At 40.3% G+C, this 12,778-nt stretch carries 13 protein-coding genes; 7 read left to right on the top strand and 6 right to left on the bottom strand.

The genetic code is table 11. The features are described from left to right. Window positions 1-54: 54 nt before the first annotated feature. The gene (locus QMA12_RS17450; protein ID WP_290210788.1) at window positions 55-852 is read right to left on the bottom strand and encodes a M48 family metalloprotease; all 798 of its coding nucleotides are present in this window, start codon (window positions 850-852) and stop codon (window positions 55-57) included. A 188-nt stretch (window positions 853-1,040) separates the two neighbouring features. Between QMA12_RS17450 and QMA12_RS17445 the strand changes: the two genes are divergently transcribed. Continuing rightward, on the top strand, window positions 1,041-2,237 hold the full coding sequence (locus tag QMA12_RS17445; RefSeq protein WP_290210787.1) for a Bcr/CflA family efflux MFS transporter: 1,197 nt from the start codon (window positions 1,041-1,043) through the stop codon (window positions 2,235-2,237). Window positions 2,238-2,272: 35 nt separating this feature from the next. Here QMA12_RS17445 and grpE read toward each other — a convergent pair whose 3' ends face one another. Both grpE and QMA12_RS17435 read right to left on the bottom strand, forming a co-directional pair. After that, the gene (gene grpE, locus QMA12_RS17440) at window positions 2,273-2,881 is read right to left on the bottom strand and encodes a nucleotide exchange factor GrpE (RefSeq protein WP_087533658.1); all 609 of its coding nucleotides are present in this window, start codon (window positions 2,879-2,881) and stop codon (window positions 2,273-2,275) included. 58 nt (window positions 2,882-2,939) lie between these two features. Further along, on the bottom strand, window positions 2,940-3,905 hold the full coding sequence (locus tag QMA12_RS17435) for an HrcA family transcriptional regulator (RefSeq protein ID WP_087533659.1): 966 nt from the start codon (window positions 3,903-3,905) through the stop codon (window positions 2,940-2,942). A gap of 105 nt (window positions 3,906-4,010) precedes the next feature. On the opposite strand from QMA12_RS17435, the gene nadK reads away from it, so the two are divergent. The 6 genes from nadK to QMA12_RS17405 all read left to right on the top strand — a co-directional run bounded on the left by nadK (window position 4,011) and on the right by QMA12_RS17405 (window position 9,735). Further along, entirely contained in the window at window positions 4,011-4,895 is an 885-nt protein-coding gene (nadK, locus tag QMA12_RS17430; RefSeq protein WP_087533686.1) for an NAD(+) kinase, read from the top strand. Between the two features lie 78 nt (window positions 4,896-4,973). Further along, window positions 4,974-5,531, top strand: coding sequence for a hypothetical protein (locus QMA12_RS17425; RefSeq protein WP_290210786.1), 558 nt, complete (start codon window positions 4,974-4,976; stop codon window positions 5,529-5,531). A 215-nt stretch (window positions 5,532-5,746) separates the two neighbouring features. Next, window positions 5,747-7,420 carry a DNA repair protein RecN gene (gene recN, locus QMA12_RS17420; protein WP_290210785.1) on the top strand — a complete coding sequence of 558 codons (1,674 nt, stop codon included), beginning with the start codon at window positions 5,747-5,749 and terminating at the stop codon, window positions 7,418-7,420. Window positions 7,421-7,461: 41 nt separating this feature from the next. Next, window positions 7,462-7,884: a hypothetical protein gene (locus QMA12_RS17415; RefSeq protein WP_290210784.1), complete on the top strand. Its 423-nt coding sequence runs from the start codon at window positions 7,462-7,464 to the stop codon at window positions 7,882-7,884. Window positions 7,885-7,982: 98 nt separating this feature from the next. Continuing rightward, on the top strand, window positions 7,983-8,306 hold the full coding sequence (locus tag QMA12_RS17410; RefSeq protein WP_290210783.1) for a hypothetical protein: 324 nt from the start codon (window positions 7,983-7,985) through the stop codon (window positions 8,304-8,306). Between the two features lie 508 nt (window positions 8,307-8,814). Continuing rightward, window positions 8,815-9,735 carry a hypothetical protein gene (locus QMA12_RS17405; protein ID WP_290210781.1) on the top strand — a complete coding sequence of 307 codons (921 nt, stop codon included), beginning with the start codon at window positions 8,815-8,817 and terminating at the stop codon, window positions 9,733-9,735. 357 nt (window positions 9,736-10,092) lie between these two features. Here QMA12_RS17405 and QMA12_RS17400 read toward each other — a convergent pair whose 3' ends face one another. From QMA12_RS17400 to QMA12_RS17390, 3 genes are all read right to left on the bottom strand, one after another. Then, window positions 10,093-10,596 (bottom strand): GNAT family N-acetyltransferase, encoded by a 504-nt coding sequence (locus QMA12_RS17400; protein ID WP_290210780.1) that lies wholly within the window; start codon window positions 10,594-10,596, stop codon window positions 10,093-10,095. Beyond that, the gene (locus tag QMA12_RS17395; RefSeq protein ID WP_290210779.1) at window positions 10,587-10,853 is read right to left on the bottom strand and encodes a DUF1778 domain-containing protein; all 267 of its coding nucleotides are present in this window, start codon (window positions 10,851-10,853) and stop codon (window positions 10,587-10,589) included. The genes QMA12_RS17400 and QMA12_RS17395 overlap by 10 nt, the downstream gene beginning before the upstream one ends. A 505-nt stretch (window positions 10,854-11,358) precedes the next feature. Further along, the gene (locus QMA12_RS17390) at window positions 11,359-12,774 is read right to left on the bottom strand and encodes an FAD-dependent oxidoreductase (protein WP_290210778.1); all 1,416 of its coding nucleotides are present in this window, start codon (window positions 12,772-12,774) and stop codon (window positions 11,359-11,361) included. Window positions 12,775-12,778: the final 4 nt, after the last annotated feature.

The raw sequence follows: 12,778 nt of genomic DNA, 5'->3' as shown, positions 1-12,778 counted from the left end.
CCTGAACAAAAGCCTGTATTTTTACAGGCTTTTATCATTTTAGCTCGACTTACATTACAAAGAACACTGAGGGTTTTTACCTGAGCTATTTGCTACCTTTTGCTCTGAGAGTGCTTCTGACATGTTCGCCTGTAATTCTTTTATTCGATTTCCCGGCGCTGGGTGAGTCGACATAAACTCAGGTGTTTCACCACTTCCCGCTTGACTCATATTTTGCCAAAGTGTGACTGACTCTTGTGGATTAAAGCCCGCTTTAGCCATTAAATCCAAACCAATAATGTCAGCTTCTGACTCATGAGAGCGGCTAAACGGTAAAATAACGCCATACTGAGCGCCTAACCCTAAAGCTTGCATAATTTCACCACGGTATTGCACATTTCCCATATCAAGGGCGGCACTGCCCACTTGCATGCCAGTTTGTAAAATTGAACTTTGTGATACTCGCTCGTTAGAATGCTCTGCAATGACATGGCCTACTTCATGACCTATCACCGTTGCTAATTGATCTTGGTTTTTAGCGACTTGAAGCAAGCCTGTATGAACACCAATATAGCCACCAGGTAAAGCAAACGCGTTGGCAGAGTCTTCTTCAAACACTACAACTTCCCATTTTTGAGACGCGTATTGCTGTGGTAGTACAGCAATTACATCTTCAGCAATACACTTAACGTAAGCATTAACCGATGGATCATTATTAATCTTTTGATTTTGCTTCATATCAGCAAAACTTTGCTGCCCCATTTGGCTCATTTCTTGATCAGAATAAAGCGCAAGCTGAGTGCGACCCGTTGGTGATGTTTTACAGCCTGCTAATACAGCCGTAGCAAGTATCGCCAAAACTAACTTTTTCATTGTATTCCCTCAAGCATATTCAGTAACTTAGACATTAATAATAATATAGCAAAACATGCCTTAATTTAATATTACTACGGCACTTCTATTTACTTAATTTTAATAATGATTACTTAGCACGCAAACTAAGTTCCGTGTTCTAATATTGACTGCTACAATAGCGGCTCTTTTCATTTCTCGAGTGGATCATGCACATTCAAGACTCTTTTAGTAAGCGTATTTTACTCCCCCTGCTCGCCAGTATTGTTGCAATAACACCATTGGCAATAGATATGTACTTACCTGCTATGTTGGTCATTGCGAATGACTTAAATACGACTATGCCTAATGTACAAATATCGCTTAGTCTTTATTTAGCGGGTTATGCTTTAGGCATGCTCTTTTTTGGCCCGATTGCTGACCAACTTGGCCGACGTGTGTTAGCTAAAACAGGATTGGCTCTATTTGGTATAAGCTCCCTCGCTCTCGCCTTTTGCAGTGATATTCATATATTTTGGGGTCTTCGTATTGTGCAGGCCTTTACAGGAGCAGCAGCAACGGTTGTAGTGCCTGGAGTTATTCGCCATATTTATCAAAAAGACACGGCAAAAGGTATGTCATATGTATCGATGATAATGATGGTCGCGCCACTTATAGCTCCGACGGTCGGCTCTATGATTTTAGGCTTTTCACAATGGCAAACAATTTTTATTGTACTGGCAAGTTATAGCTTTGTTATCTTAGCACTGGCACAAATACACTTAATTGATATACCAATTTTTAAAAGCCCACTCAAAGGTTTTGCGCTCTTTTTTGATAGCTACAAAACCGTATTTAGTAATAAAGATGCCCGAGCAGACATAGCCAGTTCGATGTTTGTCTCATTTGGCTTTTTTTGTTTTTTAACCGCCGTTCCATTTGTATACCTCGACTACTTTAAAGTCTCAGAGCAGTTGTTTGGTTTACTGTTTGCTTTTAATGTAATGGCCTTAATGTTTGGTAACTTTTTAAATACCCGGTTGGTACCACGTATTGGCTCACGAAAAATGCTCTATTACGGTTTATTTATAGGCTTTATTGCTGGTAGCTCGCTACTTAGCTTTAGTATTTTACACTTATCATTGTATTTTATTGTTGCGGCTATTGCGCCATTAATGATGAGTTTAGGTGTCATCGCAAGCAATGCTGATGCACTCATTTTAATGAAATTTGAAGAAAAATCAGGCACTGCTACAGCGGTGATTGGCACCTTACGCTTTGGTAGCGGCGCATTAGTTGGACCAATTTTAGCGCTTATGCACGCGCAAAGTGCCGTCCCTTTTTCGAGCCTAATGTTTAGTGCTTTAGTACTTACTTTAATTGCCCAGTTGTGGCACCGAGCGAGAGATAAAAAAAATGCCTCATAATAGATGAGGCATTTTTTCAAACTGTGAGTAACAAATTATTCTGCAGCTTTAGACACCATTACCATGGCAGGGCGTAATAAACGACCATTCAATGTATAACCTTTTTGCATTACCGCTAACACTGTATTGGGTGATACATCATTACTTGGCTGAATTGACATGGCTTGATGAAACTCAGGGTTAAATTGCTCACCTTGTGGATTAACAATTTCAACACCAAATTTTGCAACTGCATCATTAAAGCTTTTAACCGTCATATCAATACCTTCAAGTAACGGCTTTAACGTTTCATTTTCTTTGTCAGAGAACTCAATAGCACGCTCTAGATTATCAATAACAGGTAGTAATTCGTTTGCAAATTTCTCTAAAGCAAATTTATGCGCTTTCTCTACGTCTTGTGCAGCACGACGGCGAATATTTTCAACATCAGCAGCAGCGCGAACGACACCATCTTTTTGATCATTGATAGTTTGCTTTGCAGCTTCAAGCTCAGCGTATAGCATCGCAATTTCAGCTTCAGGGCTTACTTCTTCAGCTTCATGTGCATCTGCGGCTTCTACAGCGGCTTCAACATCTGCTTGCATTTGATCTAATTCTTCGTTGAGTTCAACTTCTTGCTCTGGTGATTTTGTCTGCTCAGACATAATTTAAGTACTCCAATTCTTTACAATTGCGATAATTATGGGGATTGAATCAAAAGATTCAAGAGTCAGATGACTCGATTAATCTAAATTCTTGTATGATTGCTTCAATTTGCGCCGATTTAGGGCAAATAACACAAAATCGACTTTGATATTCTTGATTCTGAAAATACGGCACACTGATCACCATTAATTCATCGCAATCTGTAAATGGCAGTTGATCGGTATTAAGCACAGATACGCCATTTTTAAAAGCCAGCTTATCTTCTACAAAATTTAAGAACGACACACCAATGTTTAAACTTTGTTGGCAATCGATTTGTCGATACAGATAATTCTCACCAACTACAATGCTATTGTCTGAACCCAGCTTTTGGCTCAATTCTCGCGTCCACTGATTTAATGAATCATGACAATTACGCGGTGCTGTATTGGCCATCGCCTGCATCCGATACAAACCTTCCATTAAGGTTTGTTGACTAAATACCGTATTTAACCACGTAGCGAACTGATATCGCACAGTATCTGAAGCATCATTGGGTTTGTGAATACAAATATTATGACTTTGACCTGCTCTATCGAGTAATAAAATAAGCCAGTCGTTGCTATCAAAATCGAGCACTTCTACTCTAAATACATGTTGCGAGCTTACTTGCGGTAAGCCAACACAACAACACACTTGGTATTTTTGACTTAATCCATGAGCCAACTCAACCAATTGCGCCTGAGCGGGATGCCAATATTGAGCAATATTAGTTAACGGAAAAAACTCACTTAGCCAATAATCAAAGCCTGCATTAGTCGGTACGCGCCCTGCGGAGGTATGAGGTGAATATAACAGCCCGACCTTTTCAAGGCGTGACATAGCATTACGCACCGTTGCAGAGCATACAGCCATGCCTTTTTGCTTAGCAATACGGCTTGACGCCACAGGTAAACCTTCACCATTACAATAAAGACTCATTACGGCGGAAAATATTTGCTGATCTCGCGGATTTAAATTCATAGTATCTACATCTTGCTGCATATTGGGTATATCGGGGCAACGAGAAGTTATTTCAAGACTCTGAGGTTTTCAAAGCAATCATTTATGAGTTACCCTAACGATATTATAACTATTCGCGTAAACATCATGGAATCACCGTTTAAAACCATAGGCTTAATTGGCAAAGCAAATCACGATGGCGCAGCCACTACCTTACAACGCCTTTATACATTTTTAAATGCGTTAGGATTTAACGTGATTGTTGAACAGCGCACTGGGCACCAACTTGCTGATATACCAAAAGACAAACTCGTTAAACTCATAGAGCTCGGTGAACGAGCTGATTTAGCCATTGTAGTTGGCGGTGATGGAAACATGTTAGGTGCAGCGCGTGTTTTAGCGCGGTTTAATGTAGCCGTTATTGGTGTAAACCGGGGGAATTTAGGGTTTCTGACAGATTTAAACCCCGAAGGTTTTGAAGCAAGCTTAGAACAAGTACTAAGTGGCCAATATATAGAAGAAAACCGTTTTTTACTCGAAGTAGAAGTGTATCGTCATGCTGAGCTTAAAAGCGCAAATTCAGCGGTAAACGAAGCCGTACTACATGCCGATAAAGTCGCCCACATGATTGAATTTGAGGCCTTTATCAACGATGCGTTTGTGTTTTCTCAACGCTCCGACGGCTTAATCGTATCAACACCAACAGGTTCAACTGCTTATTCGCTTTCTGGTGGTGGACCAATTTTAACACCTGAACTTAACGCGATTTCATTAGTGCCGATGTTTCCACACACTCTTTCAAGCCGCCCATTAGTGGTTGATGCTGATAACGAAGTGCGACTAAAGCTGAGCTTAGAAAATACCGATAGCCTGCAAGTAAGTTGCGACAGCCATGTGGTTTTAGCTGTACTCCCAGGCGATGAAGTAGTCATTAAAAAGGCGGATAAAAAACTGAGATTAATTCATCCTAAAGACTACTCTTATTATCACGTTTTACGAACTAAGCTTAATTGGGGTAGTCGTTTGTATTAATCTTATTGCACTTACCCATACTTTAGAGCAAAATATCAAAAAATAGTATAAATACCTTAAATGGGAAATAAAGCCGATATGACGTACGTTGTATTTTTAGCTTTGCTGTTATTAATTACATTATTAGGTACCTACCTTGTTATTGAAAACAATCGCCGCAAAGCACGCGAAGCCGAAAAACGACTGTTTAACAGTAGAGTGGCCGAAGTTACGACTCACTTAAAATCAAAGCTAAACGAGTTTTGCGCAGCAAAAATTATAAAACCAAAATATATAGCCCGCATTCAGGTGATTGCCAGTAACTTTTTTGTTGTGCAACCACACACAGATGAAAACTTACTATACCTAGAGCGCATTGTTGATTCACTCATAAACACGGTTAATAGTGAACTGGCAAAAACCTACGTGACCGGTGAGCGTGGTCAGTTATCAGAACAACTGTCGTTATTTGTGGCCGAGTTGCCGTATGGCGGTATTGAGTACAACCGTACATTTTATTATGAAATACTCCCTTCTCTTATAAAAACCTTGGAGTCAGCAGAGCTTAGCGGCAATGGCGATGACTACATCACAACAACGGATAATAACAACGACTCAGCAGAACAAAATAACAGCATACATAGTAATATTGCATAACGGGTTGGGTGAGCAATTCACCCTGCACTAATGATTTAAAAGTTATCTATATTACTCAACTACCTATTACAGTTTCTCCTGCCACATTTAGCCCTTCCACTGTTCATTGCCCTTTCTACTATGTGTATAAAATTTGAATTAATTTAAAAATTTAATTTGCAAAAACCCAAAACACTGTATAAATTAACAGTCAATTAGCTGGATGGATAAACAGTATGTTAATTGGATTAGAAATAAAAAACTTCGCAATTGTAAGCAACCTCAGCACTGAATGGCACAGTGGCATGACAGCAATAACCGGTGAAACCGGTGCCGGTAAATCGATTGCTATCGATGCCCTATCTTTATGCCTAGGAGAACGTGCAGAGGCCTCAGCCGTTCGCCCTGGTACAGAGCGGGCAGAAATCTGCGCTCAATTTGATATCACCGCATTACCTAATGCAGTGCAATTTCTAGAGCAACATTTACTTTCCAATGACGACAATGAATGCTTGCTACGCCGCGTTATTTGTAAAAATGGCCGTAGTAAAAGTTATATTAATGGCAGCCCTGTCACGGCAGCTCAATTAAAAGAGCTTGGCCAACACCTTATTTCAATTCATGGTCAACATGCTCATCAGCACCTGTTAAAAGCGGATCATCAACTGCATTTGCTAGACGCTTATGCTGGGCATATTGAACTTGTTGATGCTGTGCGAAGTAAATATCGACATTATCAAAGTTTACAAAAAGAGTTCACTGCGCTTGAACAAGCCCAGCAACAGCAAGCTGCGCAAAAACAGTTACTGGAATATCAAGTAGCTGAATTAGACGAGTTTGCTTTACAACAAAATGAATTCAGCGCTATTGAAGCTGAACATCACAAATTAAGCCACAGCCAAACGATTCTTGAGTCTTGTCAGCGAGAGTTGCAGCACTTGTACGAAAGCGACGAGCAAAATGCGTGTTCTATTTTACAACACAGCGCCCAAAAATTTGCTGAATTAGCGCACTACGATGCAAATTTGTCTGGTGTGGCAACCTTGCTAGAAGAAGCGGCTGTTCAAGTAGAAGAAGCCAGCCGCGAAATCAGAAACTACGCCGAGCAAACGGAGCTTGACCCTAACCGCTTAGTTGAGGTTGAAGAGCGTTTAAGTGGCGCCATGGATCTTGCTCGCAAACATCATATTAAACCAGAAGAGCTGGTTGATTTTCACCAATCAATTAGCCAAGAGCTTGACTCAATAAGCCACAACTCTGACAGGCTCGAGCAGCTAGCACAAGAAATTGAAGACGCACTTAGTACATATCAATATGCCGCTGATGAATTAAGTGAAAGCCGCTTGCAAGCTGCAATGACATTAAACACCTTGATCAGCGCTAGTATGGCAAACTTATCTATGGAGAATGGCCAATTTGAAATAGCCCTAAAAAAAGAGCCAGAGCGTGCGCCTAATAGCCTTGGTTTTGACTCTATTGCATTTTTAGTATCAACCAACCCAGGGCAACCGCTACAGCCTTTATCTAAAGTAGCATCGGGTGGTGAGTTATCGAGAATTAGCTTAGCGATACAGGTTATTATTGCGCAAAAAGTGACAACACCGACCCTGATTTTTGATGAGGTAGATGTGGGTATTTCTGGCCCAACGGCCTCAGCGGTAGGAAAATTATTACGTCAACTGGGTAAATCAACCCAAGTTATTTGCGTTACTCACTTACCGCAAGTGGCAAGTTCAGGGCATCAACAATTTTTTGTTGCCAAAGAAATCGCCGATGGCGAAACGTTTACCCATATGCAGAGTTTAAATAAAAATGGTCGTATTGATGAAATTGCCCGCTTGCTCGCCGGCGATAACATTAGCAAAATGGCCCGGGCAAACGCTAAAGAGCTTATTTCTGCCCACGGTTAAGCTCAGTACTTTGTTTAATAACTCATAATGAATAGACGAAAATGATAAATAACACCACACTCAAAACTAGCGCGATCACGTTTGCCTTCGTGCTTTTAACCGGCTGTAAAGACTATATTCAACAATCAAGCGCGCTCACGGCCATAAATTGGCAACCATTTATAACGCTGTCATTTATTTGTATTTTGCTCACTCCAATCCTGAGTTTACTGCTCTTTGGTTTTAGCTTTTTTAAACATTTAAAGTTTAAAGCCAATCTGCAACGCTTTTTACATGGCTCGTTAGTGTTAATGTTAGCGCTTGCATGGTTAATCGAGCTAAACACCACTAACAGTGCACAGAGCCGCTTTAATTTAGTGAGCACCTTAATTGCATTAACAGTGCAAATGAGCGTGGTGTTATTTGCTTTTATCTCGTTAAACAAACAACAAAAGCTACATAATAGAGCAAAGAATTTTTTGTAATCTTTTATGTACAGACAAATATAAATACATTTAATTTACAAAATTGACACATATTAAAACACCGCTTACACTCAATAAAAATTAAAATCACGGAGTGAATGATGAACGCAACTCTTGCAAAAGTAACCCAACTAAAAACAAGTTACGCAACAATACAATTAGGCGCTGCAAAAGCTGATGGACGTTTAACGTTAACTGAGCATTTACTCCACTTTGAAGCCCTTAATAAACAGTTAAACTTAGGTAGTTACGCCATTAAACGCGACACCATAGCACGCGTTGAAAGATGCACAGCAAAAGCCGCAGGCATAATACCTATCAGCAATTCTGGTATTAAAATCACCACCACAGATAAACATTGTCTAGAATTTATCATCGCAGAACCCGATGCTTGGCTACAAAGCTTGCAAGCTAGTCATTAATAAGGTTAAAGGTACGAGGGGCTAGGCAATAGGCGCTAGGAAGCCACATTTAGCTCAGTGTTTAATTTATCACCGTAGGTTGGGTTGAGTGCAACGAAACCCAACAATCAATATTAAAATTTTAGTTACTGCTTAAGCCGTGAAGCAAACGCTCTTCCACTCGCTTGGACACAAATGATTTAGAGCTTAGGGGTGGCTTGGTGCCATAATCAAACATTCAGAGATAACTCGTTTCTGCCCCAAAACGTGTTTAGACGAATTACTAAAAAGAGCGAATTTCGGCCATTCAAAATTGCTTTTCTATTTTATCAAAGTATATTGCTTGCATATTCAGGAAAGCGACCCAATCGCTCGTTTTTGTCTTGAGACAAAAGCTAGAACAACTGCATTTTAGTAGTAATGGCAATTAGTTAAGAAGTTTGCTACAAATGAGTGATTCAGAAAAACGAGCGACGCTGTGGTAGAAAAACGTTAGCCCTAGCATGCGACTAAGGAATTATAATTAAGAATGATTAAAGATATACCTACTAGCTCTGAATTTAATTCTGCGGCAAAGGCTCAGTTTGATTTTGCGTGGGATATTGTAATCTCGTTTTTGTTAACCCTAGATGATGCCGGACGCTATTCTGATATAGATGAAAGAAATGAAATTGCCTTCTGGGAGACGGCGCGACAGAGAATATTGACTGCGCTAATTATAGTTCAGCAAGGTGTAGAGCTATCGTTAAAAGGAAAGCTTGTTTCAATTAGCCCATATCTTCTTATTGCAGGTAACCCGAGTGACTGGCCAAAAGATCCAGACGGTTCTGGTGTTAGCTTCTCTGATTTCAGAGCATTAGATGCACAAGATTTGATAAAGGTACACAATACTGCCTCAACTTCTCAGCTTGATGGTGATTTCGTAAACCTATTTGAAAAGGTTAGAAAACTTAGAAATAAAGCAATGCATACTGTCGATAGAGAGTTAAATGTATCCGCGCAGGATGTTGTTACCATATTACTTGAAGTGCATGAGCATCTATACCCTAGTGATAATTGGGTTTCAACACGAAGGGACTTTCTCTTTGAATCACCTGCTACTCATGTGCATTTCGATACCGATCATGTGAACGGGCTCATCGCTAAAGAGTTTCTGACGGTTTTCAATTTCTTGACACGATCTCAGATAAAAAGGTTTTTCAAAATAGATAAACGACAACGATTGTATTTATGTCCAGAATGTCATTATGAAAGCGAAAAGTACGAAATGATCGAACCGAAATATGCTGTATTGCAGCCTAATGAGCCAGATTCAGAGCACTTATATTGCTTCGTATGTGATGACTTGCACCCTGTTACAAGAACCGACTGTACAGCAGACGACTGTCCGGGAAATGTGATTAGCTATGAGACTGGTTGCTGCTGCACTTGTAGTTCAGAGCAGGGCTAACAAAGCAAATTAAAGTACGGACAAAAAACTGTTGGCTTTGTTCGTAACTCACTTATTTTAGCCAACTATTTTTAGCAGTTTATTTGCGGCGTTACCGAGCGTATGCTTCCAAAAAGTCATGAGAATTGCACTCTACTAGCCGAACGGCGGTTGTTGGCACACAACTGTCCTTCTTCAATAACACGTTTCTGTCCAAAAATGAGTTAGATCGACTGTCTGTTTCACGCTCAAAGCCGAGCTTTAGAATATTTATGAGCGCAGGCTATTTGAAACGATGATCACTTGAGCTTGCCGTTCTTGTTTAAGCTTTCTGAATAGCAGTAATAATTTTTTTGGAAAGCTTCTGATCCTGTAAACTTATGCTTTTTGAGCAGCTTCAATATCCTTTATTCTAGCCATAAGCGTCATCGGGTCAAATGTGGATTCTTTGAAGCCAAATCTCGCGTAAAAATCTTTTGCTGAATCGTCGATAGCGTGAACAAGAACCCCCGCCCCGCCGACTACGTTCATAGCATGAACAGATCTTTTGACACAGTCTTTAAGAAGGCCAACACCGATGCCTTTTCCGTGATATGAGTCATTAACGGCTAATCTCGCAAGAACGATCATTGAAATTGGGTTGGGGCTGTTTCTTCTTAGGGCTGCAATCGCACCTTCTCGTTGAATAGAGCCCATAGCAATAGCGTAATAACAGATTACCTTTGTAGTGATAGAATCAGTGACTATATAAACTTTTGCGTTATTTCGTTGTTGGCTCTTAAGCGCCTTTTTTACTAACCAGTCATTTAGCTCAGGTCTGCCACAATCAAAATCAGATAAATCGTGAGTTTCGCTAAGCAATTCAGGTGCAGTTATTCCCAAGGTGATTTCCTATTCAGCAACTCTACCATACCTTGATTAACCGTTGGTTCTGCGTCTAACGCTTGCTCAAATGCAGCAAAGGCTTGTTCGTCCAAAGCAAAATCTCTTTGTGAAGCTATAACTTGATATGCTTTACAAAGCGCTGCTTGTTGAATAAATACAGAACGGTAAACCTTTAATAAATTAGCCGCAGCATCAATGATATTACGAACAGACGGTTCTACTCGCATATTTATAGGTGCAGTTTTAGTAGCCATATTAGCTCCCGTATATTAATTAGATATACAAATTGTGGTGTATCTATTGGATATACACAAAGGTTAAATTATTTTTAATCGTATAGCTCGGGTATATATGGAATAAACACTAAAACGATAGAGATTTTTTTACACTTAATTTAAATTCCTACAAACCATTATGGGGCATAAACGAACTTACCCGAATGACCTAATGTGGTGGTACTAAGCTGTCTGCGTTTTACCTTTACGACTTAAATATAATCTTAATATCTACTCTTAAGCGCAGCGCCTCTTGACCTCTTTGTGAATTTCACTTAAGTGGCTTTCCTAAAATATAGATCACTCAATAACGTAAGAGCTTGATACCGAATGAAAGGTATTTTTTGCTGGTTTCGTTATACTCAAGCCAAACTACTGCGCTTAATTTAACACCGAGCAAGCTTAAAACTTCTCGCTTTTATTAAGCCCATAAAAAAAAGCAAGCCAGTTGGCTTGCTTTTTACATTCTTAAATCTTCAAAACATTACACTTCTAAGTAGTCCATAATGCCTTCAGCGGCATTACGCCCTTCGAAGATTGCAGTAACTACTAAATCAGAGCCGCGAACGATATCGCCACCAGCAAAGATTTTTGGATTTGTCGTTTGATGAGTAAATTCGCCCTGCTCTGGTGCGTTAATACCGCCCCAGTGGTTAATTTCAACATCGTATTTTTCTAACCAATCCATTTTGTGTGGTTTAAAACCAAATGCCATAAGGACTTGATCTGCCTCGATAACATGCTCAGAACCAGGTACGACTTCTGCGCGGCTACGACCATTCTCATCAGGTTCACCCATTTGAGTTTTAACCATTCTGACGCCAGCAACATGGCCTTTGTCGTCAAGCTCAATACCTGTAGGTTGTACGTTAAAGGTAAATTCTACGCCTTCTTCTTTGGCATTTTTAACTTCACGCTTCGAACCAGGCATATTTTCTTCATCACGGCGATAGGCACAAATTACTTTGTCAGCGCCTTGACGAATCGATGTACGAACACAGTCCATCGCGGTATCACCACCACCAAGTACTACAACCTTTTGGTTGGCCATATCAATGTACGCTTGGTTTGTCTCGTCATAGCCCATTACACGGTTAGTATTACCGATTAAGAACGGCAGTGCATCATGTACACCCGGTGCGTCTTCATTTTCAAGGCCAGCACGCATACTTTGGTACGTACCCACGCCTAAAAACACAGCGTCGTAATCAGCTAAAATATCATCCATGGTGATATCAACACCCACTTCAACATTAAGCTTAAACTCAACGCCCATTTCAGTGAATATTTCGCGGCGCTTTTGCATGACTTCTTTTTCAAGTTTGAAAGAAGGAATACCAAAGGTTAATAGCCCACCAATCTCTGGGTGACGATCAAATACCACCGGTTTCACGCCATTACGCACTAGAATATCTGCACAACCTAGTCCCGCAGGGCCTGCACCAATAATGGCTACTTTTTTATCTGTCCATGTCACATAGGACATATCAGGCTTCCAGCCCATTTTAAATGCAGTGTCAGTGATATATTTTTCAATATTACCGATAGTTACTGCACCAAACTCTTCATCTAAAGTACATGAGCCTTCACATAATCTATCTTGTGGACAAACTCGGCCACATACTTCAGGTAAACTGTTGGTGCGGTGAGACAGCTCTGCTGCCTCTAATATACGGCCGGTACGAATTAACTTTAACCACTGTGGGATATAGTTATGTACTGGGCATTTCCACTCACAATATGGGTTACCACAATCAAGGCAGCGATCCGCTTGTGAGTTTACTTGAGTTTCTGAAAAGGGTTCGTAAATTTCAACAAACGATTTCTTACGTGACGAAATAGGTTTCTTACGGGGATCAACCCGTTGCACGTCTATAAATTGATATACATTCTCGCTCATACTA

The sequence above is a fragment of the Pseudoalteromonas sp. APC 3893 genome (assembly GCF_030408095.1).
In the GTDB taxonomy this organism is placed as follows: domain Bacteria; phylum Pseudomonadota; class Gammaproteobacteria; order Enterobacterales; family Alteromonadaceae; genus Pseudoalteromonas.
This window is presented reverse-complemented; position numbering and strand designations above follow the sequence as displayed.